24 protein-coding genes are annotated in these 26,369 nt (G+C 63.5%); 10 read left to right on the top strand and 14 right to left on the bottom strand.

Features of this window, described 5'->3' with window-relative positions; genetic code table 11:
* The 3 genes from DL240_RS16195 to DL240_RS16185 are packed head-to-tail and all read right to left on the bottom strand — an operon-like array spanning position 1 to position 4,133.
* Entirely contained in the window at positions 1–1,626 is a 1,626-nt protein-coding gene (locus tag DL240_RS16195; RefSeq protein WP_111730945.1) for a vWA domain-containing protein, read from the bottom strand.
* A 42-nt stretch (positions 1,627–1,668) separates the two neighbouring features.
* Entirely contained in the window at positions 1,669–2,925 is a 1,257-nt protein-coding gene (locus DL240_RS16190) for a hypothetical protein (protein WP_146618356.1), read from the bottom strand.
* A gap of 5 nt (positions 2,926–2,930) precedes the next feature.
* Complete coding sequence (locus DL240_RS16185) at positions 2,931–4,133, bottom strand: hypothetical protein (RefSeq protein WP_111730943.1); 1,203 nt, start codon at positions 4,131–4,133, stop codon at positions 2,931–2,933.
* Between the two features lie 387 nt (positions 4,134–4,520).
* Here DL240_RS16185 and rplM point away from each other — a divergent pair, with 387 nt between their 5' ends.
* Positions 4,521–4,949, top strand: coding sequence for a 50S ribosomal protein L13 (gene rplM, locus DL240_RS16180; RefSeq protein ID WP_111730942.1), 429 nt, complete (start codon positions 4,521–4,523; stop codon positions 4,947–4,949).
* 48 nt (positions 4,950–4,997) lie between these two features.
* Entirely contained in the window at positions 4,998–5,393 is a 396-nt protein-coding gene (gene rpsI, locus DL240_RS16175; protein ID WP_111730941.1) for a 30S ribosomal protein S9, read from the top strand.
* A gap of 261 nt (positions 5,394–5,654) precedes the next feature.
* Here the strand turns inward: rpsI and DL240_RS16170 are convergent, their stop codons facing one another.
* Positions 5,655–6,509: an outer membrane protein assembly factor BamD gene (locus DL240_RS16170; RefSeq protein WP_158542647.1), complete on the bottom strand. Its 855-nt coding sequence runs from the start codon at positions 6,507–6,509 to the stop codon at positions 5,655–5,657.
* A gap of 236 nt (positions 6,510–6,745) precedes the next feature.
* On the opposite strand from DL240_RS16170, the gene DL240_RS16165 reads away from it, so the two are divergent.
* From DL240_RS16165 to DL240_RS16155, 3 genes are all read left to right on the top strand, one after another.
* The gene (locus DL240_RS16165; protein ID WP_111730939.1) at positions 6,746–7,813 is read left to right on the top strand and encodes a hypothetical protein; all 1,068 of its coding nucleotides are present in this window, start codon (positions 6,746–6,748) and stop codon (positions 7,811–7,813) included.
* 216 nt (positions 7,814–8,029) lie between these two features.
* Positions 8,030–8,962, top strand: coding sequence for a hypothetical protein (locus DL240_RS16160; protein WP_158542645.1), 933 nt, complete (start codon positions 8,030–8,032; stop codon positions 8,960–8,962).
* A 105-nt stretch (positions 8,963–9,067) separates the two neighbouring features.
* Positions 9,068–9,298 (top strand): hypothetical protein, encoded by a 231-nt coding sequence (locus DL240_RS16155; RefSeq protein WP_111730937.1) that lies wholly within the window; start codon positions 9,068–9,070, stop codon positions 9,296–9,298.
* 8 nt (positions 9,299–9,306) lie between these two features.
* Here DL240_RS16155 and DL240_RS16150 read toward each other — a convergent pair whose 3' ends face one another.
* Positions 9,307–11,175 carry an AMP-binding protein gene (locus tag DL240_RS16150; protein WP_158542643.1) on the bottom strand — a complete coding sequence of 623 codons (1,869 nt, stop codon included), beginning with the start codon at positions 11,173–11,175 and terminating at the stop codon, positions 9,307–9,309.
* A gap of 228 nt (positions 11,176–11,403) precedes the next feature.
* Here DL240_RS16150 and DL240_RS16145 point away from each other — a divergent pair, with 228 nt between their 5' ends.
* Entirely contained in the window at positions 11,404–11,739 is a 336-nt protein-coding gene (locus DL240_RS16145) for a hypothetical protein (RefSeq protein WP_111730935.1), read from the top strand.
* A gap of 111 nt (positions 11,740–11,850) precedes the next feature.
* On the opposite strand, the gene DL240_RS16140 is transcribed toward DL240_RS16145, so the two are convergent.
* The 5 genes from DL240_RS16140 to DL240_RS16120 all read right to left on the bottom strand — a co-directional run bounded on the left by DL240_RS16140 (position 11,851) and on the right by DL240_RS16120 (position 14,943).
* A complete protein-coding gene (locus DL240_RS16140; RefSeq protein WP_111730934.1) occupies positions 11,851–13,002 on the bottom strand; it encodes a GAF domain-containing protein in 1,152 nt (383 codons plus the stop codon).
* 66 nt (positions 13,003–13,068) lie between these two features.
* Positions 13,069–13,362: a hypothetical protein gene (locus DL240_RS16135; RefSeq protein WP_111730933.1), complete on the bottom strand. Its 294-nt coding sequence runs from the start codon at positions 13,360–13,362 to the stop codon at positions 13,069–13,071.
* 134 nt (positions 13,363–13,496) lie between these two features.
* Positions 13,497–13,985: a hypothetical protein gene (locus tag DL240_RS16130; RefSeq protein ID WP_111730932.1), complete on the bottom strand. Its 489-nt coding sequence runs from the start codon at positions 13,983–13,985 to the stop codon at positions 13,497–13,499.
* A 56-nt stretch (positions 13,986–14,041) separates the two neighbouring features.
* Entirely contained in the window at positions 14,042–14,494 is a 453-nt protein-coding gene (locus DL240_RS16125; RefSeq protein ID WP_111730931.1) for a tetratricopeptide repeat protein, read from the bottom strand.
* A 29-nt stretch (positions 14,495–14,523) separates the two neighbouring features.
* Entirely contained in the window at positions 14,524–14,943 is a 420-nt protein-coding gene (locus DL240_RS16120) for a hypothetical protein (RefSeq protein ID WP_111730930.1), read from the bottom strand.
* 262 nt (positions 14,944–15,205) lie between these two features.
* Between DL240_RS16120 and DL240_RS16115 the strand changes: the two genes are divergently transcribed.
* Together DL240_RS16115 and DL240_RS16110 are read left to right on the top strand one after the other, a co-directional pair.
* Positions 15,206–15,685 (top strand): hypothetical protein, encoded by a 480-nt coding sequence (locus tag DL240_RS16115; RefSeq protein ID WP_111730929.1) that lies wholly within the window; start codon positions 15,206–15,208, stop codon positions 15,683–15,685.
* Complete coding sequence (locus tag DL240_RS16110; RefSeq protein WP_111730928.1) at positions 15,682–18,075, top strand: outer membrane protein assembly factor BamB family protein; 2,394 nt, start codon at positions 15,682–15,684, stop codon at positions 18,073–18,075. The genes DL240_RS16115 and DL240_RS16110 overlap by 4 nt, the downstream gene beginning before the upstream one ends.
* 17 nt (positions 18,076–18,092) lie before the next feature.
* Here DL240_RS16110 and DL240_RS16105 read toward each other — a convergent pair whose 3' ends face one another.
* Positions 18,093–18,833 (bottom strand): metallophosphoesterase family protein, encoded by a 741-nt coding sequence (locus tag DL240_RS16105; RefSeq protein ID WP_111730927.1) that lies wholly within the window; start codon positions 18,831–18,833, stop codon positions 18,093–18,095.
* Positions 18,834–18,939: 106 nt separating this feature from the next.
* The gene (locus DL240_RS16100; protein WP_111730926.1) at positions 18,940–21,690 is read right to left on the bottom strand and encodes a CpXC domain-containing protein; all 2,751 of its coding nucleotides are present in this window, start codon (positions 21,688–21,690) and stop codon (positions 18,940–18,942) included.
* 227 nt (positions 21,691–21,917) lie between these two features.
* On the opposite strand from DL240_RS16100, the gene DL240_RS16095 reads away from it, so the two are divergent.
* Entirely contained in the window at positions 21,918–23,033 is a 1,116-nt protein-coding gene (locus DL240_RS16095) for a coiled-coil domain-containing protein (RefSeq protein ID WP_146618353.1), read from the top strand.
* A gap of 113 nt (positions 23,034–23,146) precedes the next feature.
* On the top strand, positions 23,147–23,713 hold the full coding sequence (locus tag DL240_RS16090; protein WP_111730924.1) for a hypothetical protein: 567 nt from the start codon (positions 23,147–23,149) through the stop codon (positions 23,711–23,713).
* A gap of 85 nt (positions 23,714–23,798) precedes the next feature.
* Here DL240_RS16090 and DL240_RS16085 read toward each other — a convergent pair whose 3' ends face one another.
* Positions 23,799–25,547, bottom strand: coding sequence for a hypothetical protein (locus DL240_RS16085; RefSeq protein ID WP_146618352.1), 1,749 nt, complete (start codon positions 25,545–25,547; stop codon positions 23,799–23,801).
* A gap of 14 nt (positions 25,548–25,561) precedes the next feature.
* On the bottom strand, positions 25,562–26,365 hold the full coding sequence (locus DL240_RS16080) for an outer membrane lipoprotein-sorting protein (RefSeq protein WP_158542641.1): 804 nt from the start codon (positions 26,363–26,365) through the stop codon (positions 25,562–25,564).
* Between the last annotated feature and the right edge of the window lie 4 nt (positions 26,366–26,369).

Genomic DNA, 26,369 nt, shown 5'->3' with positions numbered 1-26,369 from the left:
TCACTGACCCAACCCTTCGGAGCAGACGCAATCGGGAGTCCACTGCTCGAGATAGTCTTCAAACTCCTGCGACAGACTCATCCCGGAGCCCCGGTGCTCGCTCGGACCATTGAGGCAGACACAGGCATCACGCTCCATGCAGGCCGCCGCCGAGTTCGGACCGCTGAGGCTAAGCTCGGAGAACTCCGGCTTGCTCCAGCTGGCCGAGAGGTTGTCAATCTGACCGTCGCAGTCGTTGTCCAGGCCGTCGCAGAGTTCGGGCATCGGGTCGAAGACCGGCACACAGGCGGGCTGATCATTCTCACAGACGGTGACCCCGATCTTGCAGCGGTTGCGTTCGTTATCCAGCGTGTGCGGCCCTTCAAAGAAGGGGAAGTCGTTGTCCATATGGCAGGCCTCACCCTCGGGGAAACCGAAGCAGGGCACCGGACAGTTATCCGCCGCGTAGGGCTCACACACATCGTAGCCCTCGTCACAGATCCAGGTGCCCAGCGGACAGACGCCGAAGGGAGCGTTGGGGACCTCACACTCCGCGCCCTGAGGCTGCTGACAATCGCAGGCCAGCTGCGTCTCCACACTGTCGACCTCGCCAGGGGTGCGGACCTGATCGCAGTAGGTCTGCGTCAGGGTAACCTCTTCGCGGTTCTCCGAGTTAAAGAACCACCCCTGACCGCCGTTGGCGTCGCGATGCGGAATGTTGATCTGTCCGGCGGCGGTGTTCATGCGCACCAGCACCGCAGCCGGGTTCTCCGGCGCCGAGTTGCTACTGAACTGCGAGAAGTTAATGGGGAAGGTACAGGCGATCTCTGCGGCGATGCTTAAGAGCGCGTTGCGGAACTCGGTCTGATCGTTGGCCTGGTAGGCACCGAAACAGGTGTCCTTATCAACCCCGCCACTCACGCAGGGATCGGTCCCGATGCCATTCGAGCAGGACGCGTTTGCGCTTGAGCCACAGCACCCCTTGCCGGCGGCGGCCGCGAGTTTGTTGTTAAAGGCCTGGTCGGTCCCCCCCCCCAGCCCCACTACGAACATGGACTTGCCGGCGGCACGCAGGTCACAGGCCGCATCCAACGCGTCTTCCCGATCGTTAGGAGCACCATCGGTGATCAGCACCCCGGCCGCCGGAAAGTCAGTCTGATTCAGACTCCAGCTCTGCCGGAGGGCGTCGATGGCGGCATCGGTCGGCGTACCGCCGTCAGGCCCGGTGTTGTTCATCGAATACACGATCGCGTTGCGACGATCTTCGCCTACCTGGTGATGGATGTAGGTTCGGGGGAAGTACCCGATGCCGAACTGCACCTCATCTGGCGCCGTGGACGAGGTCATCGCATCCAGCACCTGAGTGATTGCCCCTTTGGCCACATTCCAGCGCGAGGGGGCACAGTGAGGACCATAACTACCATTATAGTAACAGTAGGTCGTCCCACGCTTCATCGACCCGGAGCGATCGAGCATAAAAAGAGCCCCGGGCCGGGTAACCGTGACCTCGGTGACCTCTGTAGGGCTGCAGGTTTCATCGAAATTCCATGCATGAACCTGAGGAGACGCAAACAAGACAGCCAGTCCTACTGCCATGCTGCCGCCGGTGGCCAACCACGTTTGCGCTCTTTTGAGACCGAAACTCATCGTATGCTCCTTATCGCCGCGCTTAGATAGATGCACGGTAGCTTAAATGTCGGATGAGGCGAGCACCTCAACGCGGATCTCGGGGGCTGCAGGAATATCCAAATCGGAGTCGATAACTACGAAATACGTGCCGGCCTCCGACGCCTCAAATTCCATCACCGCCCCGGGCACATCACTGGCCAGGCATTCGGCACTTTGCGCACAGGAAGACAGAATGGAGACGCGGTAGAAATTAAGCGGATCGTCGATCTCCACCGCGATCGTCTCTCCGACCTCGACACCCTCGACCTGAAACACCAGGTCGCGCCCCTCCGAGGGGGTATCCCAGGCGCAATTCGGGGAGCCGAAGTTATCGAAGGTATTGGAAAGCGCCTCTCCTCGAACCTGAAGTGAAATACTCTCTTGAACCACAATCGGGTTCTCGCAGGAGTTGCCCACGCAGGCGTCATTCTCACACCCTGCCGGGCACTGAGACGTCACCCAGATGGGCACCTGCATGGAGGCAAAGCCCGTGGTGCAGGCTTCGAGCTGCCCGGCATCCACACAGGCCATTTGCCCGGCGGGCTCACAGGCCTGATGCGGGCTGTAGACCACGTCGAGCTGAGTCTCCACATCCGGAAGTGCCACGGCCGCGTAGAGCGGAGCACCGGCAATCACATTCAGCTCTCCAAATTCACTGGCGCAAAAGGCGCCGACTCCGGAGCAGGGCTGCTGCAGAAGACTGACAGCTGTGCCCTCTCCGTCGAAACTCAGCACCCCGTCCGCGGGCAGCTCGAAGCGCAGGACGACATACTCGGCGCTCGCCGAGCCCTGACAGGCCCCCAGGCCCGCGACCGCGTCCAGATCCGGGGTCAAGGTCACCGCTTGAACCCCGCTCTCCAACACGCCCAGATCGATGATCGCCTCGGCGCACGAGGGTTCCGGCTCTTCGGCATCGGGCTCGTCGGCATCCGCGTCTGCAATGTCTGCGTCGGCATCCGCATCTGGCTCGTCGACATCCGCGTCGAGGTCTTCCGCATCGGCGTCCGCGTCGGGGAGATCGGCATCGGCGTCCGCGTCGGGGAGGTCGGCATCCGCGTCGGTGTCTTCGACGTCGGGATCATTTACATCCGAGGCGTCAGCGTCGGGGAGACCAACATCCAGTCCGTCGGCATCGGTGTCGCCCCCGACATCATCGATACGATCGATGGGGCGTTCGGAGCCGCCCGGCTCCGAGGAGCAGGCGGTCCCCATGGCAAGGAGTGCGCAGAGGAGAAGCCCCGCCCCGCGCGGAGTACGCGATCGGTGTTGAAAACGCATCTGCTTCACTGCCCGACCTCACCGATATCAATCGCGATGTTGAACATGCCCTCACGTGGCGAGAAGGTATCGACGATCACGAAGTAGTCGCCGGCGGCGGGAGCCACAAAGGTAAAGGTTTCGAGGGTGTCGGTGGCCATCACGCAGCTCGGAGTCGCCTCACAGCTGCTCATGATGCCGATCACCGAGGAGGCCTCATCTCCGGAGGCATCAATCTCCACGGTCTGCCCGGCGCTCAGCCCGGGAAGGGCAAAGATGATCTCTTGCCCGGGCGTGATGGGCCCGGCGGTCCCGGCGGACGAGCAGCTCGGTGAGCCTTCCAGGTTGATGGAACTGGAGAACGCGGAAAAATCGCCCTCAAAGGTGGCCGAAGCGGTGACCTCCCGGGCGTTGGCGCAGGTGTCGCCCAGGCAGACCCCGGCATCACAGCCGGTTCCGCAGGCGAAGGGGCGTTCCTCCTCCCCGTTGAAACAGAGCACGCGATTGTCCCCCTCGCAGGAGTAGGTTCCCGGCGCGTCGCAGACCAGCGCTTCGGTGGTCAACTCCAGGGTGAACTCGCCCACGCTAAAGTCGCGGCGAGCCTCCACGATCAGGAAGTATTCCGTGCCCGGGTAGGCAAAAAACTCTTTGCGGTTGGGCTCGCTGCACCACCCCGGCGCCTCGGCATCGGAGCAATTATCTTCGCGCAGCTCCATGATCAGCCCCGGGCCAAAGTCGGTGAGTTCGGCCACGACTCGCGCCGCCTCGGTGACCTCGAAACTGTAAACCGCCTCGGGGCTGGTATCGTGATCGGCACGAGAGCAGCGGGTCTTCAGCGTATTGGGCTGGCCGTCGGGGTTGGCGCTCAGTGTGGTGGTGGCATTAAGGTCCAGCGCCCCGATCTCGTGTGGTGCCGCGCAGCTAAAGCCTTCTTCCGGCTCCGGCTCACAAGCACCCGCCACGCAGATCTCCCCGGCCTCGCATGAGACGTCTTCGCAGAGATCGTCGGGGGGATCGCCCCCGTCGGTGTCCGTTTCGGTGTCCGTGTCGGCGTCATCCCCACCGCCATCTTCCGGAGATCCGGAATCGGTATCTTCGCCGCCGTCGGGACCGGCGTCGATGGTATCGATCGTTTTGGGCGGGGGATCCTCACCACAGGCTCCCAGCGGGAGGGCCAGCGCCAGTGCAGCGATCAGCACCCAACGGTTTGCGAGAACGTTTGGCTGCATGTTCATCACCTATAAAGATAAGGGGGCCGTAGAGAGGGAGGTCTGGGCCCGGAAACCAGTGCCAGGAGGGGCGCTGGAGCGTCAGTCTGCTCTATTTGGGGACACAGATTCGAATCTGTCGCCTTATAGTGTAGTGGGCAATGGATTGGGATGCCAGAGCAGCGCACAGGAAATCCGACGCCGAAAGCCTGCTAAAACATTCGATTTGACACTGTGGGGGGCCAACGCTATACCGAGCCCCCTTTTAGGAGCCCGCCCCGGCGGCAGCTCCCTACCGTCACGCCCTGCGTGATCCCGTTGCGTCAAAGAATTTCGTCGTTTTTCTCAAAAAACGAGAAGAGATAAACAGGCTCCTGGCGATCCGCCGGGCAAGTGGATGGAAGCGAGATGAAAACCTTCAGCGCTAAAGAATCGGATATCAACCGTCAGTGGTTCGTCGTCGACCTGGAAGGGGAGACGGTGGGTCGCGCGGCTGCGAAGATCGCCACGATCTTGCGCGGCAAGCACAAGGCCACCTACACCCCGCACGTGGACTGTGGCGACTTCGTGATCTGCATCAACGCCGACAAGGTGGCGTTCACCGGCAAGAAGCTCACCGACAAGGTCTACAACCGTCACTCGGGTTACCCGGGCGGACTGAAGTCGATCACCGCCGGCGATCTCCTTGAGAAGCGCGCTCAGAGCGTGATCACCTATGCGGTTCAGGGCATGCTGCCCAAGACCAAGCTCGGTCGTCAGATGATCACCAAGCTCAAGGTCTACGCCGGAGCGGAGCACCCGCATCAGGCGCAGCAGCCCCAGGCGCTCGAACTTTAATAATGAGTCAGCGTCCGGATTGAGGACGCATAGAAGAGAGAGAATCTCATGGCACAAGCGGAACAGTATCACGCGATTGGTCGTCGCAAAAAAGCGAGCGCCCGCGTCTTTTTGCGCCCCGGCACCGGCGTTGTCACGGTTAACGGTCAGGACGCCGACGAGTACTTCGGTCGCGACACCCTGATGATGATCCTGCGTCAGCCCCTGGAGCTGACCGAGACCCTGGACAAGTTCGACGTCTACTGCACGGTCTCCGGCGGCGGCAAGAGCGGCCAGGCCGAAGCGGTGAAGCTCGGCGTGGCTCGCGCCCTGCTCCTGGTGGACGGCGCCATGCGCCCCGCGCTTAAGCAGGGTGGCTTCCTGACCCGTGACGCCCGCGTCAAGGAACGTAAGAAGTACGGTCAGAAGGGTGCCCGCGCGCGCTTCCAGTTCTCCAAGCGCTAATCCGCCGGAGCACGACCGCACGAAGCATTGCAGAGAGCCCGCCAGACATGGCGGGCTTTTTGCGTTTCTTGCCCTGCGCCCCCTCCTGAGGCGTGGCGATTGTCTCGGCGCCCTGCCCTGCTCTTCGCCGTTGGCGTTCTGCAGAGATGGCGTGATCGGTCAGCCGGCGGCGCGCAAAAAAGAGCGCCGTCGACAGACTGCCGACGGCGCTCTTGCGGACCTTAGTGTACTTCCCAAAAGGCAGGCCTTAACCCTGGAGGGTCAGCCGCCCTGCCCTTCGTCCGAGTTTTGCTCAGGCGTCGCATTCAAGCCCCGGGCCTCAAGCAGACGCTTTGCCTCTCCGGCGCGCGGATGCTCGGGATGCACCTCGATCAGATCGGTCCAGGCCGTCAGCGCCCGACCGGGCTCATCCAGCTGCAGGTAGGCTTTGCCCAGCAAAAAAAGCGCCTCGGCATCGAGCCCCAGCCCCGGGAAGTTTCGCAGCAGGTGCGTCAACCGGCCAGCGGCGGCTTTGGGGTTGTCGCGATCCAGGTAATAGGTCGCCACGTAAAACTCGTGGTCGGCGAGCCTCCGCTGAGCCGAGCGCATCAGGCGCCGCGCCTCGGGGGCGTATTCGGATTGCTCATAACGCTGGAGAAAGATGCGAAGTTCGCGCACCGCATCGCGCGTGGAGCTAAGATCGCGCTCGTACGCAGGCGGCAGGATGAAGAACTCCGAGGGCATCTGCTCGTAGAAGGCCCGGGCGATCTTCCAGTGCGCGTACTCCACCTTTTCGTGACGCGGGTAGAGCTGAATGAACGCACGGTACTGCTCGACGGCCGCGGCGTTCTGGTCCTGCTCAAAATAGGCGTCGCCGATGCGCAGGTGGGCCAGAGCAGCCCAGCGACTGTAGGGAAACTGGTTGCGCACGGTGTTGTAGAGCCGCATCGCCTCGAGATAGTCGCGGCGTTCAAAGCGTTGCTGGCCGGCCTCAAAGTAGGCCTCGGCCTGATCGCTGTACGAGAGTTCTTGACTCGGAGTCCCGGTGACACAGCCCAGCGGGGCGCCCGCCATCAGGCTTAACGCGAGCAGACGTCCAACAAGTGGGTGGCGAAGTAAAGATAGAGGGCGCGGCATGTGAGGAACTCCCAGAGCAGGTGGTACCGATCGGCGCGGACCATAGCCCGATGCGCCGCCGCCGTAAACTAAAGCGACCCGCCAGGCGCACACGACACACCGCATTGTCTTTGATCTTATGGCCTGCGTTCTGCATAAGAGTGGGCACGGAGGTGGGCCACACGATGCCTACCGCCACAGGGTTTAACCACCCTTGGATAAGCACTACTCCAGACGAGCGGTCCGGAATGCCTATGATGTCATCGCTCAAATATCCGATTCTCCTCACGGCACTCCTCGCCCTGAGCGGGTGCGGCGCCGAGCTTGTGGAGGACCTGTGTCGTTATGACTCCAATTGCGCCACGTCGCAGTATTGCGTTGACTTTCAGTGCGTCGACGCCTGCGTCGAGGATGATGAATGCGCGTCCGGGCGGCGCTGCCTGAGCTATCAGCGCAGCGGGGAGGTCGAACCGATTGAAGCCTGCCTGATCGACGAACGCACGCCAGGCGATGTGCAGTGTGAGAGCGATGCGCAGTGCCAGGAGGAACTCGCCAGCCAGCGGGTCTTCTGTGGGCTTGATGGCCGCTGCGCCTACATCATTTACGACGGCGACACCGGCGTCTCTCTCGATGCCGGAGACGACGCCTCCGACCCCGATGCCTCGGTCGATCCCGGGGAGAGTGTCCTCATTCTGATCGAGCAGGTCTGGCCCGAAGGCTCCCCGGATGAGGAAGACGCCGGCGAGCCGTTTGCCGATGTGGGTGAAGACGCCGGCGATGTGGGTGAAGACGCCGGCGATGTGGGTGAAGACGCCGGCAACGCGGACAGCGGACACGCCGATGTGGGGCCAGCCCCGGCGGAGGTTGCGCCGGTGCGGGTGGGCGCGGTGATCGCCCGCAGCCCCTCGGGCAACGCCGAGGCCTACGGTCGTGTTCTGCGCTGGGAGAGCGCCCGCTCCGAGCCGGACGAGCCCTACCTGCAGGCGGCGCCGGTCGCGCTGGATGACGATGAGATCTGCGTGCAGGACGCCTCCCAGGCGCGCTACACTTCGCTGGGCGGCCCGGGCGGTTGGCTGCTGGTCGAGCTGGTCGACGGGTATGGCGATCCCCTCAGTCCTCGGCAGGATTGGACCATCGAGATCATTGCCGACAGCCCGGTCTGCCCGCTGGGCTATGAGGTGCAAGCGCCCCCGGATCTCCCCACCGGGATGTACCGCGCGCGGGTGTGCACCGGCGCCGGCGATCGCCTCGATCCACAGCGTGATTGCAGCCCCCCGGCCAGTGAAGCGCGACAGGGCTTTACTGAATTTATAGTGACACTCTAAGGTGCTTCGGTTATAAGTCGGCCCGAAAGCAGCCGCAATTCAGCCTGATAGCGGATATCGAACCGGAGAGATTCCAGCTAAAAAGCTCGGCTGTTGAGATATTTTGTGTGTATGTGGCATTTCTGGCAAGAAGGTTGCGAGACATCGAATCATGAGGCGCCATCGCCTCAACGGCTTGAGGTCTTCGACTCTAACCCCATGAAAAAGGAAGTGATGATGAACATTCAGCGTAATCTGGCAGGTCTGTTCTTTGTGGCGGTCGGCGGCTTCGGGCTGCTCTCGGCGTGTGGAACGACGACCTCCGAGGAGTCGTGCACCTTTGATAGCGACTGCACCGGCGGCCAGGTCTGCGATCAGACGATCTGCGTGGACACCTGCGAAACCAACGCCGACTGCGCCACCGGCGACGAGTGCGTGGCTCGCCCCGGCGATGCCGAAGGCATGGTCTGCCGCGCGGCTAGCGTGCCGGATGACGACTGCAACGATCCGGACTTTGGTGAGTGCCCCGATGAGCAGGTCTGCAGTGCGTCCACCGGCCAGTGTGTGCCGATCGACGAAGTGCCGACTGAGTACTACACGGTTCGCATCAACGATGTGACCGACGTGGAAGCGCCCGATCGCTGCGACGACACGACCTATGGCTACAACACCCCCGGCGCCAAGATCATGTACGTGGAGCTGAGAAACGAGAGCGGTAACCCGATCGCGTACGGCGAAGCCGTGGGTGATGACATCGGCGCTGAGTCGGAATTCTTCGACACTTTCACGGTGCTGGATGGCCTTGCTCCGGACCTGGATGGTCAGTGCCCGCTCGATGAAACCTTTAACCGGAACGACGCCGAAGGCACCGAGATCACCACCAACTTCACGGACTCCACGGTGGTGGCCCTGGGTTGTGGCGGCTCGGTGTACGTGCAGTTCCGGGATGAGGAGACTGGCGACCTGATCGTCCTCGATGAAAGCCACACCATTGTGGTGGGTGAATTCGGTCCGACCTGCAACGATACCGCACAGTCCGCACCTGACTACTACGACGTGTTCCTCTGCACCGCTGCTGGCAGCGACGTCTCCAGCCCGGAATCCTGCGATGAAGTGCCGCTCAACGCCGATGCGCTGACCGGTGTGACCAGCAGTAATGTCGACTTCTAAGGTACTCTCTGAGTCACGTCACCTGACGTAGACCTCGGTTGAGGTAGTGCGGGCCGTCATCTTCGGGTGACGGCCCGTTTTTTGTGTGCAACGCGGGAGGATGTGATGGGAGCAACACTCACCCGGGTGATGGCGATGCTGGCCCTGACGCTGGGCCTGATGGGATGCGGGCCCGACGAGGACGCGCCGCTCTGCCAGAGCGATTATGAGTGCGCAGAGAGCGAGGTGTGTGAACCTCAGGGGTGCCGAAAGAGCTGCGCGGAGCCCGGCGACTGCCCCACCGGCCAGCGCTGCGGGCTGCGGCGAGTGGAGGAAGGACGCGTCTGCCAGCGCTAAAGGCGCGCTCAGCCCCGGGAGGCGCCAAAGAGCGCGCGCAGGCGCGCGGCCGCGGACTCCGAGCTTGCCGCCAGCGCCTCGCCCAGGTCTCGGAGGCCGGCGCGCAGCGCGCCGGCCGAGCGGCGCTCCAGGCGCCCGGCGCCGTAGAGTTCGGCGCAGAGCTGGCGACGCACCTTGCCCGAGGCGGTCTTCGGGATGGTGCGTGGCGAGAGGTGCAGGAGGCGCGCCGGGTGCACATCGAGGTGAGCTTTTAGCAAGGCCGTGATGCGCGGATCGAGCTCCGCGGCGTCGGCACCGGCCTGAACCTCAAAGGCGACCACGATGCGCGTCTCGGCCCCGTGTTGGTGCGCGGCAAACACCGCGGTACTCCCGGAGCGCACGCCGTCGACGGAGTCCACGAAGAGTTCGACCTCTTCGGGGAAGATCAGACGCTGTCCCGACTCGGCTTCGATGCAATCGGAGCGGCGAGCCACGAAGAAGAGATCCCCGTCGGCCAGATAGCCAAGATCGCCGGTCTTCAGCCAGCCCTCTTCCAGGCGTGTGGGCGGCTCGCCATCCGCGTCGCGCACGGTGGAGGCCACGTAGCCGGCCATCACCGTGGGCCCCTCAATGGCGATCTCCCCCAGATCACGCTCGGGAAGCTCGCGGCCTCGGGAGTCGACAATCTTCAGGGAGAGGGGCTCCAGAGGGCGCCCTACTGAGACGACGTGCATGCGTTCGTAGGGGCTGGGCGCGCCTTCGGCCGGCAGCGGCTCGGCCCTGCCCTCCCACTCCAGGAGACGGCGATTGATGCCGTCGATGCGCGGGGCTTTGCCGGCCTGATGGAAGCTCACTCCCAGGGTGGCCTCACTCATGCCGTAGACCGGCATCTGCGCAAAGGCCGGAAGCCCGAAGGGTTTGAAGCGCTCGCGAAAGCGGTGCATGTGCTGGGCGCGTACCGGCTCGGAACCATTCATCGCGATGCGCCAGCAGGAGAGGTCCAGCCCCTTAAGGGCCGAGCTCTGGCAGCGACGCACGCAGTAGTTGTAGGCGAAGTTCGGCGCCAGGCTCAGCGTGGCGCGATGATCATGGATGGCCCAGAACCAGTCCTCGGGCTGCGCCAGAAAGCGCTCCGGCGTCATGAGCACCAACCGGATGTCCCAGTGCATGGCAAAGAAGACCGCGCCGACCAGCCCCATGATGTTATCCAGGGGGAGCCAGGAGACCTGGACATCGCGACTCGACGCGTTGATACGGCGCCCGATCGCCTCCAGCGACGTGCGCAGCCCCCGGTGGGTAAGCTCTACCCCGCGTGGGGCTCCGGTGGTTCCGGAGGTGGACTGGATGTACGCCACATCATCAGCCCGGGGCTGATAGGGCTCGATACATACCCGGGCGGGCTGCCTGGCGAGCAGGTGTTGCGGGTCCAGCACCAGCTGGAGGGGATGCGGAGGCCAGATGCCTCGCCAGCCGGATTCGGCGCGCACTCCCAGGTCGGCGCACAGGAGTACCCGGGCATCGTAGCGCAGGGCAATGCGCCGCCAGCGCGCCAGGTTGGCCAGGCCCTTGAAGGCATCGATGTCGCGCGGCCAGGGCAAAGGAACCGGGATGGCACCCAGGGCACAGACCCCGAAAAAGCTCATCAACGCATCGAACCCGGTGGGCTGTGCGATCAGCACGCGCTCCCCGGGGCCCACCCCGCGCTCCTGAAGCGCGTGGGCGACGCGTTCCGCACCGGAGAGGAGCTGCGTGTAGGTCCGAAACTCCTGAGCCCCGCGCCCATCGCGCATGTAGATACCGCGCGCCGGTGAGCGTTGTGCGCGCGTGTGCAGAAGCCCGAAGAGCGAGGGCCACTGGCGCGAGCGGGCCTGCGCATCATCGTAAAATTCGCTGGTCATCGCCGACTCATCATCCAGGAGAAGTCCAAAACCTGCGGCGGATCCTGTTTGCTTGTACCGCGAAGTTTTAGGACCTGTCGACGCGGGAGCGGGAGTGCACTGGAAGAATTCCCAATGGTTCCTACGTTTGCGAGGAGGTACGTACGTCTCTACACTCATGCACGTCAGGATAACCGAAGCTCGCAGGCAACGGCGTTGCGGGCGGCACACTCCGGAACGAGGAACGCGATGTCGATGATCATCTTCTTTGTGGTGAGTTTTCTCGTGCAGGCGTTGGCGCTCAAGCTGGCGCTCTCGTTCATGGGACACGGCACCAGCAGCAACGGACTGGGCAAAGCGATGGGGATCTCGTTCATGTTGAACGTCCTCCTCTTCTTTGTGGGCCTGGTACCGCTGCTGGGCTGGGTCCTCAAGCCGGTGGTCTGGCTACTGGTGGTGATGAGTGCCTACAACACGAGTTTCTTCAAGAGTATGGGCGTGGGCCTGACCCAGGTGGTGTTGCAGTGGGGCATTGGGCTGGTGCTCTCCTGGCTCGGCTTGAGCATGGCTTTTGCCGGCATGTAAGCGCGACGGCAGGCGCCACAGCGATGCGCGTGAAGCGACAAAAAAAGCCGCCAGCCCTAAAAGGGCTGGCGGCTTTTTTGATCAAACCTCAGCAGAACACGCGAGCCTGACTCAGGCTTCGAGCTTCTCGCGGGCCATGATCAGCTCGTGAATGAACTCAGCAAGCTGACGACCGATGTAGGCCATCGCGCTGATTTCCTGTCCTGCAAACGAGCTCGCCCCTTTCTTATTGATCACCTCGATCGCCCCGTAGACTCGACCCTGATATTGAATTGGCGAGCAGGCAAGACTGGTGGTTTCGTAGCCCAGCGCCTCGGAGATCTTTTTGTAGAAGCGCGGCTCCTGGTGCACGTCACTGATCGCCAGGCTGACGCCTTCGCGAGCACAAAACCCGACGATGCCCTCGCCCATCGGGACCCGGAAGCTCATGATTTCGTTGGCCTTGGGCCCCCGGGCCGACGCGAAGTAGAGTTCACGACCGTTGACGTCGGCGAAGAGAATGGAGCCGCTCTCGGCGTCGAGCTTCTCCATGACCATATCCATCACAAAGTTGACGACGTCTTCGAGCGCCATGTTGTTTTCATGGATCGCCTGAATTTCGAGAAAGACGTCTTCGATGAGATTGGCAGCGACCTTCTCCTCGGTGCGGCCGATCGAGACAGCCTTGCGCTCATCCGTTTTATTGCGGGACTCGCTGATGACGCGCGCCTTCTCTTCGACATCTTCGCGTTGAAGCGCCTCGAAGGTGGAGGAGCTGATGCGCATTTTACCGTCATCGGACTTCCACTCCTCCTCGACCTGGGGCTCCGCGGCCGCTTCGTCCTTGGCGTCGGCGGGGCTTGTCGTTTCGGGTTCGGGCCGGGCTTGCTCCTCTTCCGCCGGCGCCACGTCTGCGGCCTCCTGCGCTTCGAGTTCTTCCTCGCCGCCGGATTCAACCTCACTATTGCTCTCCGGCTCTGGTTCCGACTTCGACGTTGGCGGCTCTTGTTTGAGGGGCTCCATTTTGATGGTCGCCGCCGCAGCGGGCTCCTCGGTCCCGGCTGCCCCTTCGAGCTCTTTGATGATGAAGACGCGGTGGCTGGTAGCATCGGTGACGTGAATGCTGTTGTCGCTCTTGATGTCGCACATCACATTGCGAACCATCCCTTCGCCGAGGCGCTCCAGGCCTGTTTTAAGGGCCTGCGTCCAGTTGCTGGCTTCCACCGTAATGGTCACATCGAAGCCTTCTTCTTCGGCCGCAGGGATGAACACCTCGTATTGCATCAACGCCTCCTCAAAGGGATGAAATCTCAAAAGGTCCGGAGGGCGTAGCCCCTCCGTCTGATCGGCTCAGGTCGGCTGTCGAACCCCACAGGCGCCGTCGCGACACCCGCCATTGGAGTCGCAACTCTCGCTCTCCAGACCATCGATAAAGTAACCGAGTTCCACGACATCGGGAGCCTCGACCCAGCGAAGGGTTTCGGGGCTATGTCGGCTAAGGTTGCAGGCGCAGTGCACGCATATCTCGACCAGCTCGTTCTCGACGAGATCACGGGCCGCAAGGACATCTTGCGTGCACTCGGGGCAATGACCGGCGCGAAAGCCGGGCAGTTCTGCAGGTGGACTGTAGATGGATGCGCTCATGCTGCGTGCTCCGTAGCTCACGAACGAAGAAGACCGCCCGCAGCTGCGGGCGCAGCACAGGCGGCACACTCAGGCGCAGAGCATAACGCTCCTGAGATAGAGCGAGCAAGGTTCAATTGCGGCGTACCTCAAGCTCACTCATCTCCCCAATTCGGGGGCATACGCCCGGAGCGAGCGCGGTGCGCGAGTTCATCGGCCAGGTCAATGAGCACCTCGCTGAGTTGGCGGAGCACATAGGGATCGGAGCCCATCGTGGACATCATGCTCTGGCGAGCTCCAGGTACATTGAGCACCGGGAAGCGCTCCAGCTGAAGGTCCGTAAGGGCTTCCAGCGTCCGGTGCGCCAGAGTTCGAGCCTGTTCCGGATTGCGCATCGCGTCGACCACCATCGGCTCAAGGGTTGAGCGCAGGCGAGCCCCAAAGGTGGTCGGAGACCGTCCGGGGGGAGGGGAGGCCGGCGGGGCGTCTGTGCGCTGCGAGGGGGGCATCGAGGCCTGCACCGCGCCGATGTCGTGGCCCTGGGCGGCCCCAGAAAGCGCCGCGCAGAGATGCTCCTCAAGCGCGGCCGAAAATGCCTCGATATCCCCATCCCCCCAGCCTGCTTCCAGACGTGAGATCTCCATACACTTCACTCCCGCGGCCTCGTGGTCGTGGCCAGCACCGGGCTAGATGAACGCGTTCAAGCAGCCGGTTGAGGTTCCTCGTCGAGGTTCACTTCCAGGGGTTTCGGCAGCTCATCGGGCGGGATCTGCTCCCAGGTCTCTCGGAGCGCGGCGGCCAGGGGGCCATGAGGGCTCTCGTTGAGCACGTGGGGGTCGAGTCCATCAAGCAGTCGCCAGGCACGGCGATGGCGCCCGGCCAGAAAACAGGCTTCGGCCAGATAGAGTGTGGCGAGCAAGTCGTCGCGATGGACTCGAAGCACCTTTTGGAGCTGACGCATCGCGGCCGGAAGCTGGCCACTGGCGGTAAGGATCGCACCTTTGAGAGTCCCCGGGAGGGCCTCCTCCGGCATCAGACACTCGGCGCGCTCACAGGCTGCAATCGCCTCTGTGAGATGACCAAAACCGACGAGCAGATAGGCACGCTGCAGCTCTTGATGAGCCTGAGAGATGTTGGAAGATGAGGTTTGCATCGTAGACGCTCCCTGAGAGTAAGGCATCATCAAGCATGCATGTTATTGATGGCGGCCTTGGCGGTGTCGTGACGAACTTTCATCAGATTAGAAAGGGTGGAAAATCGCCGGTTATCCGCCTGCATTTCGGTCTGAAGCTGGAGGTATTGCAGGTTATAAACCTGATTTTGACGCTGCATCTCGAACATGCGGTCGATCTGATCGCCCTGGCCTCCCGGAGCCAGGCCTCCCGGGGAGGTCGCTTTAAGCTCGCGCAGGCCGGTGGCGGCCATGGCCACGAGTTGACCGCCGGGAAACACCGGCGCGATGGCGGCGACCCCGGCCAGCGCCCCGTCGGCCACCCGGGAGAGCATCTGCTTAAAGCGACCACCATTGGGGCTGGCCGCCTCCTGAAGATCTTGATTTATCTGTGGTGGGGTGCCGGAACCTACACCCTGAATGCCGGACATGGAGCCTCCTTTCACGAAGGGGTGAGCGTTAGACGCGGGCAAGCATGGTGTGCCCTGCACTCTGTTATCGCTGGTTTGCGCTCCATGTTGCGTGGTGACCCCGTTTTTTTTCTGACTCCCCCTTCGCCCCGGGCGCTCACCTTGTCGCTGTTGTGCTCACCGACCTATACTTGCGCGGCCTGCCGACGTTCAGACACGGGTGAAATGTGCCGGTGCCGGCCCCTGTTTGCTGACGTGAAGCGCCACTCCCCTGGAGGTCACCATGAGCCAGAACCGACTCAAAATTAAAGCGCACTCCCTGGATCTGGAGTTAACCGGGGAGGCTGCCTATGTCGAAGACGCCTATGCGGCGATTCGCCAGGTCGTTCTGCAGCGTTTTTCCCAGACCCTGGATGCCCACCAGGGAGAGGGAGAGCCCGCACCGGTTCGCAAGCGTCGCAACACGCAACCGCTCTATCGCGCCGACCAGGTCAAGGAGCGTATCCCCCCTTCGCGCGAGATGGCCGATAACCATCTGCATCTGGTGGTGTGTAGCGAGCTCTATCACAAGGTCTCCGTGCTCCCCCGACCGGAGCTTGCAGGCACCATCTTCGGAGCCCTGCTTCATTCCGAATGCATTGATCACGTCTATATCGACGAGCACGATCTGGCTGCACTTGCGCCCCACTTTGACGTAGGCAAGACCCTGTGGCGGGAGCTAACCCGTAGCGGCCGTGCCGTCGTGCATGGTGAGGATCCATGAGCCAGGTCGAGATCATTGTCGGACGCGGGTGGAAGGAAGACGTGCGCTATCTGACGGCGCTCGACCCGCTCCGGCCGGCAGAAAGCACGATGAACCTGCTGGAGATCCGCGACATCATCGATATCGTGGTCGACGGCACCAACCTGACGGCGTTGATCCCCGAAGAAGCGATCTTCGCGGTGATCGGGGGGCTGATGGAGGGGCTGGTCGCCCTCTCCCTGGGCACGCGGACCAAGGTCATCCTGGAGTTTCCCCACGAGCCCTGGGAGCTGGTACTGATCGGGCACGCCGGCCAGTTGCTGGTAAGCGCCTATAGTCTGGGACGCGATAAGCAGGTGGTTGCCCGCAATCTACCGATGAATTCTGGCAGCTTTGTCCGGGCGGTCTGCGAGGCGGCCGAAGATCTGCTGCGAGAGCTTTTTGGCATCTCGGAGCGCTTTTCTTCAGAGCGTTATGTGCGCCAGCTCAGCCAGTGGTTGGGCACCCTTAAACGCAGCCGCCTCCCGGCGTTCGGGGCCCGGGTTCCCATCGCCGGCGAGTTGCCTGCCGATCGGGCCTCGGCCACCTCGTCATCTCAAGGGCTGACGCTGAGCTACGAATTTGTGGGGCGAGACGAAGCCTTACGCGACTACGATGGCGAGCAGACCTTTGATCTTCACGCCCTGCTCTTCGATGGAACTCTTCGCGCGGAGCTGGGAGAAGACGACGTCGAACTCGCCACCCACTATCCCTTTTTAGCGATGGGAAGCCTCCTGGAACGCGCTCGCCAGCTGCTCAGCCATCTGGAGTCACGCGCCGATGGGGGGCTCGAGCTTATTGAAGCACTGCCCTACCTCGACCTCAAGGTAAGGGACGATGGCGATCGTTGGGAGTTGGAGTCCGGGGGCTACCGCTGGTCGGTCGCGCCACCGGAATGCCTGGATCGGATGCTCAGCCTGGGCGAACTTTTTGTTCAAGATCTGGCCGAACTCAATCCTCGCCTGGAACTCAATCAGCGTTTCGTCGATCTGGATGAAGAGGTTCAGAAGCTGCGTCGCTGGCACCGCGATCTCTGCGGCAACGATCTCTTTCATGATTCGCCCGAAGAGTATCTGCGCGCGCAAGGGCATCTGGAGCCCGAAGCGCTGCCGCGGACTCCGACGCCCTCGTTTGCCTGGCCCCTCAGCCAGGTGCATACCCTCTTTCCGCAGCGACGCTGGGAGTATCACCGCAGCGGGCTCGACCTGGAGGGGCTACAGGTGGTCGGCGAGGGGCTGCTGGTATCGACCCCGATCGCCACGATGATGATTGAGCTGGAGAGCGGTCGAGAGCGTTGGAGCTGGACCGAAGCGCGCTCAGCGGTGGGAGCCGAAGTCCGCGCCCGGGTGGCGGGCCCCTGGGTGGTGGTGACCGAGGGCGAGGGCAAAGTTCGCTGGCTGGACGCCACCAGCGGCGTGCCGGCCGGCAGCGCGGCTCTGGGCACCGGATTTGGGGCCTTGCAAGAGGTCGCGTACTACGCCAGCGAAGATCTCCTGGTGGTCGCCAGCGATCAGGGCAAGATCGCCGCGGTGGAACTGAGCCGTGGCGTCGTGCGCTGGCGTTTTGGCGCGGGCCCGGCACGTTTTAGCGGCGTGCTCTTTGACGGACCGCTCCTGTGCGCACGCACGACCGAAGGCCAACTTCTGGCCTTGAGCCCCAAAAGCGGCGACGTGCTCTGGCGCGTGCGTGTGGGCAGCCACTCTGAGACCGGCGTGAGTGCGCATCAGGGGCGTTATTATGCCATCACCCATGATCCCCATCATCGCGGCTCCACGATCCAGGCGTATTATCCCTTCACCGGACGCTCAGTCTGGCAGCTGCGTCTGAATGGCTGGGTATGCGGGCCCCCGAGTTATATCGATCAATGGCTCGTCGTCCCGGTGGAGCGCCACGGTCAGGTCACCCTGTGCGGCATCGCCCTGGAAGCGGTACAGCCCCAGGTGAGCTGGACTCTCGATCTGCTCAGCGCCGGGCTTTATCGGCCCACCCGGGCTCTGGCAGTGATGCTTGAAGGAGTCCTCCACGGCATCGTGCGCACCGACCGTGCCGAAATGACTTGCTTTCGGCTCGCCGACGGCGAGATACGCTGGCGAGTGACCCCGGGCAAAGAGACGCTCCTGCTCTACGGAAACCTGGATCTCTTTGCGCTGGGCGACGCACTGATCAGTGTAGGCGGAGGCGTCGAGGTGCGAGCGCTCAGTACCGGGCGTACACTGCACGCGTTTGAGGCGGTCGAGAGCCCGGAGCAGGCGTTACTGACCGCACCATTTCAGCTGATTATGGGGGAGCAAGCGACCGAAGCCGGCGCCGAAGATCGGATCAGCGCCTGGCGTACCGATCACTTTATGGCCGTGCTCCCGGGCGGGGTCTGAGGCGATGCGCCCGCCGCTCAAATACCGAAGAAAAGACGCTTGGCGAAGTCGCTGGAGAGCTCCGACTCGAAGATCTTCCGGGCCGCTTCACGAATGTCGTAGTCAACCCGGTTAAAGGTGAAGGTGCGCTCTTCGGTGTCGTACACGCCGTAGCAGGCCCGGTTATCGTTATCACGGGGCTGCCCGACGCTGCCGACGGTGACGATGTACTTGCGGCCCTCTTCAAACTTCAGGGTCGGACCGAAGATCTCAACGGCGCCATCTTCGGGATGCAGCGCAAATGACTTGGTCAGGTGCGAGTGGCCGATAAAGGTGATTTCGTTGAGTTCGTCCCAGTGCTCGATGAGCTGACTGGCCTGCTGAAGATTAAAGACGTACTCAAAATCTTCTTTGTTGATGGGCGAGCCGTGGCAGAAACACAGGTTCTCCCAGTCTTCGCGGTAGGGGAGCGTGCGCAGCCACTCGTGGTGAGTTTCCTGCAGCTTATTCGCGTGCCAGTCCAGCGCGTTGCGGGCGGCGTCGTAATAATAGGCGTAGTTCATGCGACCACAGACCGCGGCGTCGTGATTGCCCAGGATCGTCACCTCGGCCAGCTCACGAACGAGCTCGCAGCAGGCGTTGGGCTCGGCGCCGTAACCGACAACGTCGCCCAGGCAGACGTACTTATCGATGGCCGGCTGGTGATCCTTATACGCTTCAACGACGGGCTTGAGGGCGTCGATGTTGGCGTGAACGTCGCTAAAAATTCCGATGAGCATGCGTGGACCGCGTCTGACAGGTAAAGATCAATGACCCCGGGGCGGGGGCGAGTAGTCCCCCACTATGGATCCGGGATCCCTGGAAGTAAACGCCGGACTGGCCGAGTTATTCGGCCAACTCGCGAGCGCGTTGAGCGGCACGACGCAGGCGTTTGCTGCCGTCGCTGGCCAGGCGGTCAAGGGTGCCCGGGCGAGTTCGGTCAAGACTGATGAGCGCCAGCGTGAGGTGCTCGTCGTCGGGAGCGTCTTTGAGAGCGCGGGAGAGCGGTGCCGTCAGCGCATCGCCAAATTGGGCCAACACGTCGGCCAGGACCCGCGGGTTGCCCTGCTGATGAGCGTCGCAGAGCGCCTTGAGCAGCACGGGAATGGTCTCGGTACGCTCGGCAGCCACCAGCGCGCGCGCGATGATCAGGGTGGCCGGAGCGCCGGCGGTGGGGAGGAGGTTTGTCAGGGTCGGCGCCAGTTCGCCGGCGCGGGCCACCACAAAGCGGGCCAAGGCCTCACACTCCGCCGGGGTCATCGTTTCGGCGCTCTCAAAGACGGCTCCCAGCGCGTCGCTCCCAAAGCGGGCGACAAGCACCTGCGCCGCGACCAGCCGCTCGGAGGGAGCGTTGAGGCGTGTATCCAGCTCGCCACGGCCGGCGTTTTCCAGCTCGGCCAGGAGCTCAGCACTGGCCTTATCCACCAGGAAAAACGATTCTCCGCTTTCCAGGCGATGCTCCATGACGAGCGCGTCGACGTCGGCCTCGGACTCCTCGATGATTTCCAGCACCTCGGCGTCGTCGAGGTCGATGGCCTCGGCTTCTTCGCTGGCGTCCTCCCCGTCGAGCATGTCTTCATACTCCTGAGCACGCTTGAGGCTGAGTTCGGCCAGCTCCAACACGTCGGGTTCGGGGGTGACGTTGTGGCGCTGAGCCAGTTGAATCAGCGCGTCCCAGTTCTCCCACTGCTGAATCGGGTCGAGATCGTTGGGGCGCACGCCAACACAGAGTTCGGCAAAGCTGGCCAGGAGACGATGCGTCAGACTGATGCGATCGGTGATGATGGATTCATCGATGGCCACCTGCTGAAGTTCGTTGCCCAGCGCAATGCCCCAGTTGAGGGCCTGACGGGCGACGCGCTTCTGAATCTCGCGGAAACGCACCAGGGGGAAGCCGCGATTTCCTATCAGGTAGGCAACCTGATCGGTGCGTGACCAGTAGCCGACCACGCCCGCGGCAAGCAACGCCTCGGAAGCGGTGTCAATGCGGGAGAAACGCCCATCGACAAAGGGATGGCGCATCTGCCCGACGAGTTCGACTTCGCCGAGGGCAATGGCCGAGCGCGCCTCGGAGTCGTCTAGATTGAAGGCCTGGCGCCAGGCGCGCACTCTCTCGCGCGCCCAGGCAATGTTGGCAGCGATGGGGGACTCGCCCTCCCAGGTCAGCCCGGGGCTGTTGTCCTCGCCGTAGAGCGCAAACCCCAGGCGTTGTTGTTCCTGTGCCAGGGTATCAAGGAGCGCACTCTCTTCTTCCCGGGCATCCGGTAGCGGAAGCGCCACGGCATCGTCAACATCTCCCGCGGCGTTGAGCGCCGCCAGCGTCAGCGCCATCACCGGCACGCCATCGACGTCATGAAGTTGGAAGAGAAAACGCACCTGGGCGGCCTCTTCAAACATGCGCATGCGTTCGTCGCTTAGCGAGTAGCCCACGAGCAGCTGCTCGGTACTCGATTGGGCAAAGGCGAGTTCTCCGCCTGCAGCCTCATCAAAGTTCGTCGGAAGCCCCGCCAGCGTCGCCCGCTCCAGCCGGTGCTCGGAGGGGGCCGAGGCGCGGGAAAGCCCCTCGGCATCAGCTTCTGGAGCGCCCGGCGCGGGAGGACGCGACGCGGCATCGGGATTCAGGATCTCGATGAACTGATCGTCGGTCACCACCTGAGTGGCTTCCTCAGCGTGGGTGGCCGGTGCGCCCTGCTCCAGGCGCAGACGCTCCTGCTCCAGGTTCAGCTCCTGGACCTGGAGCGCGCGGCGAGCCTCTTCGAGCAGGCTGCGCTCTTCTTCCAGGCGCGCGCTCTCTTCTTCGAGGCGCGCGCGGGTGTGCTGAACCAACTCACTGTCGCGCTCCACGCGCGAGGCCACATCGTTGAGCTGAGTGCGGTCCTGGTCCATATCGACACGCGTCTGCTCAATGTCTGCGCGGGCCCGGGCGATTTCGGTGCGCGCCTCTTCAATTTCGGTGCGCGCCTGCTCGATCGCGCTCCGTTCGCTCTCCAGGCTGATCTTCGCTTTTTGCAACTCCGCCTGCGAGGACTCCAGCGAGGACTGCAGGCTGGTCAAGCGCGCCTGCTCGCGGGTCAGCTCAATTTTCACCCGGTCGAGTTCAGCGCGGCGCTCCGCGTCCACTGCCGGCGCGGGAGCGGGGCCTGGCGCCGGCGCACTCTGGGCGACCTCCTCCTGATCGGCGGCCTCTTCCAGTTCGATGAGGCGCGCCGGATCAAAGATCGTATAGAAGTTGCGCACATAGTTCGGCAGCACTTCCCGCTCTCTGGCGAGCTCTTCGAGCAAGGCACTGCGGCGCTTGAATTCCTCGTGTCGCAACGTTTCGGGGATCACCAGCACGAAGAGGCGGCGCTCTTCGTCGTGGTAAATCACCGAGATCGCCAGGTCATAGGTGCGTCCCTCCTCAAAGGGGCACTCCACGACGTTGAGCGTCCCGTCGAGCAGGCGCTGGCGAAGCTCGGGATGCGTCTGAGTGTTGATCCCTGTATAAACGCTGGCAGGAAACACCGGGCCGCCGGCGCTGCTGATCAGAACCGAGGTCTGTGCTGTGCGCCCCAGATGCCCTTGATAAGGCGCCTCGGCGCCCGCTTGATATTCCATGGACGTGCCTCGCCAGAGTGCGTCAACCGCGTAAAAAGTAAGAGGTTCGTGACCGGTTGTGCTGCATACCACGGGATTTTACAGGCCTTCAAGCCTTGAGATCATCCGGGTAGGCATGCTCCGGGATTTCCATCATCCTTCCCGCACTGGCACGACTTTTGCTCCAAACACGAGCACGACGTCCACGGGTTGGTCCGTGACACAGGCATGACCAGGGGTACGCGACGATGCCGGGTACGTTTCACCACAAACGATGGTTCAGGGTGCTGGGGCTCATCATAGCCCTCTTGCTCTGGTGTGGTGCGGCATACGCGCAGTCGCCCGGACCTCCCCGTCAGCTCTGGGAGCAACGACAGGAAGAGCTTGTTGAGGCCGAGGCCCGTCTGGAGGCCGCGCTGAGCGAGTATCAGAAATCTGTGGAGCGCGTCGAAAAGCTGAAGCGTGACGAGGCCAGCGGCCAGGCAAGTCGCCGGGAGTTGGAGGCCGCGCTCCGAGCCAGCCACGGACTTCTGGAGGGAGTGCAGGATCTTCAGATAGCGGTTCTCACCGGCCAGGAAGCGCTGGAGCAAGCTCGGCAGGCGCTGGTCGACGAGCTGGCCCGGCGTCAGCGCAGCCTGGAGGGCGAGCTCGCCCGGGCCCGTGGACCGGAGCAAACCCGACTCATCGCCGAGTTGAATCGGCTCAGCCAGGAGCGCACGCGCCTGGATGCGGTTCCCCATCAAGTCGATCCGGAGCGCGTCTCGCGCATCATCGCCCAGGCCCGCCAGGTCGAGGGCGGTCACCCACGCGATCTTCTGGCCGTGGCCGACGAGCTCGAAGACACCGAGGCCCAGCTCCGCCAGCGCCTGGGTGCCGTCGACGCCCGGCTCCAGGAGCTGGAGCGCTCTCGACAGCTGATGCGGCGTGCGCGTGACTTTTCAGAGCGGGAGCGCTTCTTTGAAGAGAACAACCGCGCCCGGCAGATCGTCCGGCAGGGTGGCGACTCGCGCCCGACCGACGCCACGGATGATGGAAGTAATTCTGACCAGCCCGCGCCCGGAGACATGGAGTCGGGTGCGGATCCGGAAGTCGGAGCTCCCTCTGAAGGCGGAAGTGCTCCCGATTGGGACGGCGCAGACGAGACCCCGGAGCCCGACTTTGAGGGAAGCGACGAAACTCTGGTCATCGAGAGTCTGGTCGACCCGGAGCAGATGTCGGAGCCGGCCTCATCGTTGAGCCCGGGCGCCACCGAACGCTCGCTGCGTACGCTGCGCCGAGAACGTCGGGCGCTCCAGGCTCAGGTCGAAGAGCTGCGCGAGCGGGCTCGCGAACTCCGTGAGCAGGCCGAAGAAGCCTGGCGCTGAGCCGGTGGCCAGCACACCGGGGAGGGATCCATCATCATGGTTGCCTGGCCCCGGTGCCGCACTTATATTGCGCCCGTCCGTGACACTCCCAAACTGACGAATGGAGCCCCGCGATGGCTGATAGAAAAAATCCCCGGGAAGAAGAAGAAAAGTACATCAAACAGCAGGAAGCGGCCAAACTCCAGGAGTTGCGTCGCGAGAAGCAGCTGGAAGCCATCCGCCAGCAGGAGCGCGAGGCCATCGCCGCGTCGCTGAACACCGATGAAGAGGTGGCTGCCGAGGCCATGGCGCTGGGCTTCGACGCCGAGACCGCCCGGGTGCTCCCGCTGCTGCCGCTGATCCAGATGGCCTGGGCCGATGGCACGATCTCCAACGCCGAGACCGCCAAAGTCCAGGAGTTGGCCGACCGCTTCGGGATCGCCGAAGGCACGCCGGCTGCCAACTTTCTGACGATGCTCCTGGAAGAAGAGCCCACCGATCACTTCTTTAGTCGGGCCAACGTGGTCATCGCGCACATGATCGACGAAGACCCGGAAGGCACGATGGGCGAGGACATGATCAAGTGGAGCAAAGCCGTGGCGGAGGCTTCCGGCGGGTTCTTCGGTCTGACCAACCCCATCGCCAAGGAAGAAGGGGCGCTGCTCGATGATTTCGCGCGTCTCTTCGGTGTGAAAGGCTAAGCCCCTTCCCCATCTGACCTGCGTCAAAAAAAGCCGCCCTCCGTGAAGGAGAGCGGCTTTTTTATGTCTCGCGTCGGCCGGCGTCTCAAAAGGAGCCCACCACACTCAACGCCACCTGGTCATTGGCCGACCAGAGCCCGCCCAAAGTCAACCGCTCCGCCGGGTCGGGCCCGTAGAAGAGGTTGGCGCTCAGGCGAGCCCGCATCCCCCGGGCAAAGGGGCGCTCCAGGGCCAGCTGGCCGATCACGTCTCCCGGGGCGATCGAGAGCATGGCCCCGGCCTGCACATCGATCTTCCACAGCCCCGTGCCCCAGTTCAGCGCACCGGCCACTCCGTAGTACCCGCCCTCGAAGATCAGTAGCTCGTCGTCGGCATCTCCCGCCTGCTCCCGGGGCACCAGCGCTCGGCTCAGTGCGCCATCCGCCGCAAAAGGATGCAGCCAGAACCCCTCCAGGGTCAGCGCCAACACCCGCTCTCCGGCGAGCAGCCGCTCATAGGAGAGCCCCAGCGCCGAGAAAACGCTGGCTCGAATCACCGGCGCCATCGTCGTGGTGTAGAACACGCGCCGGGGTGAAAACGCCACATCGGCGCGCACCCCGATGGGGCCGACGTAGCGCGCGAGGTCTGCCACGGCAGTCAAACGCCGGCGAAACTCCGAACGAAAGAGCGTCTCGCCAGCCTCGGCTCGGGCCGAGAGACGCTGGGAGAGCGGGATCGCTTCAGGGTTGCGCGCGGCAAACCCGATGGCATCAAAATCGGCGAAGAGCTGCCCATCTTCGGCGATGAGGTTTAGGAGCGTTCGCAGGTCCTCATCCATCTCCATATAAGGTGTGCGATCCCAGCCGTAATACCCTCCCAGGCCCAGGTCAGTGTTGGCCAGCGTCGTGGTCACGCGTAGTCCCACGCTCGCGTTGGCCGGGGTGGCCATGGGCCGGTTCGCGCTCTGGAGCAGCGGCTGGGCCTGGGGCCAGATGCTCGGGTCGAGAAGATCTTGGGCGAGCAGGATGAAGGGCAATTCTTCGGCGATAAAGGGATTGCGCCGGGTGGCCAGCGCGGTGTCACGGCCGAAAAGCGCCAGGTTATCGGGCTTAAAGAACGGCACCACCACCGCACTGAGTGCGAACGCATCGAAGGTGTACGCGGCCTCGGCGGTCAGCTGGGGAAGGCTCGCCCCAAACGCCCCCCCGCTTCCCGGGGAGCGCAGGCCGGAAGGGTTGATGACGTCGCCGGGGCGAGTGATGTCGGTGCTCCCCCAGGGGGTGCGCTGGTTGCCGATGCTCAGGCGCAGACGGCCCGGGCGCCACACGATGTACGCCTCGTCGAGGGCGACATCATCGTAGGCGCGAAAGGGCCCGCCCACAGGGCGGGCGGCCCAGTGCGAGGCCCGAGCCGCAAGCACCGCTCGCAGCCGGGAGGAGGGCTCGTAGCTGATACGCAGGCCGAGTTCGGTGGAAAGTTCCCAGAGGTCTTCGTCGGGGGCATCGGCGGCCAGGTCTCGCCAGACGCCGGTTCCAAGGTGAATCGTGAGCTCGGTGGTTTGAAAGGCCCCGGAGGTCGGTGGGTAAGCCACCAGGTGCGCAGGGCGGGCATTCTCCGGGTCCACGAGCACCTCGGCACCCGGGTTCTCCGGGTCCACGAGCACCTCGGCGCCTTCCGCTTCACACTCCGGCTCGCCACACGCCTGCTCGTCCTGCACAGGCGTCTCCGGGGCGGGCTCCCGGACCTCCTGAAACGCCGGGTTCTCCGGATCGTAGAGAATCTCCTGCGCCTCCGCCGGACACGTGCCCGCCAGCACTATCAGCCCCACCCACCAGCCCCACGCACCGGTCCGCATCAACATCGCCGGAGTCACCGGCCCAGATCGTCACGGCTGAAGATCGACTCGGGAAGCTCCGCCCCGGGATCCAGCGCATTGATCACGATCGTGGTGTAGCCCCCCTGCTCCGAGCGCAGCGTCATTTGCTCAATGTACACCTGCCCGCCCTCGCTTCGATTAAGGCGCTCGCTGAAGAGGGTCTTCTCCAGCTGGTTATCTTTGCCAAAGAAGCGGATGCGCATGGGCACCCGGTCGTCTTTGCGCAGGTACGCAACCACCCGGTTGTAATCGCTCCCGGCGCTTTCCTTCGGCCGTGCTTCGACCACGTAAACCGGCGTCTCCCCAATACGCTCATCGGGCAGGCGACGGTAGTTGGCCTCGCGAAGATCGCGGCTCTCCAGATCGGCAAAGGTAAAGTGCGTCCCCAGAAAGGCGCCGCGCTTCTGACGCCCCTCCACTCGCCGGGTGACGTTGAATGCGGGCACATACATCCAGACGTCGTCTTCGCCCTCGGATTGCTCCACAAAGAGGAAGGACTGGCCCCGGACCTCGGGCGGGTCGGTCAACTCCACACGTGTGGCGCTCTGCTCATTCGCGCGTCGAGCGCGCACATCCAGGCGGCGCTCGCGGCGCTCACCGGCGCGGTCGTACACGATGAGGGTGAGCTGGGCGCGCCCCGACTCAAACCCCAGCGCGTTGCGCTCCATGGCTTCATCGATCAGCTGCTGCGCGCTGGGCTCCCCGGCGTCGGACTGGGCAACTGCCGGCACACAAAAGGTCAGCGCCAGGAGCGCTGCGCTCCAGGCCACAAAGCGTCGAGAATCTGCGATCGTCATCATC

It is taken from the genome of Lujinxingia litoralis (assembly GCF_003260125.1).
GTDB classification, from domain to species: Bacteria; Myxococcota_A; Bradymonadia; order Bradymonadales; family Bradymonadaceae; genus Lujinxingia; species Lujinxingia litoralis.
Note: the sequence above shows the minus strand (reverse complement) of the source record. Positions and strands in the feature narration are given on the sequence as shown.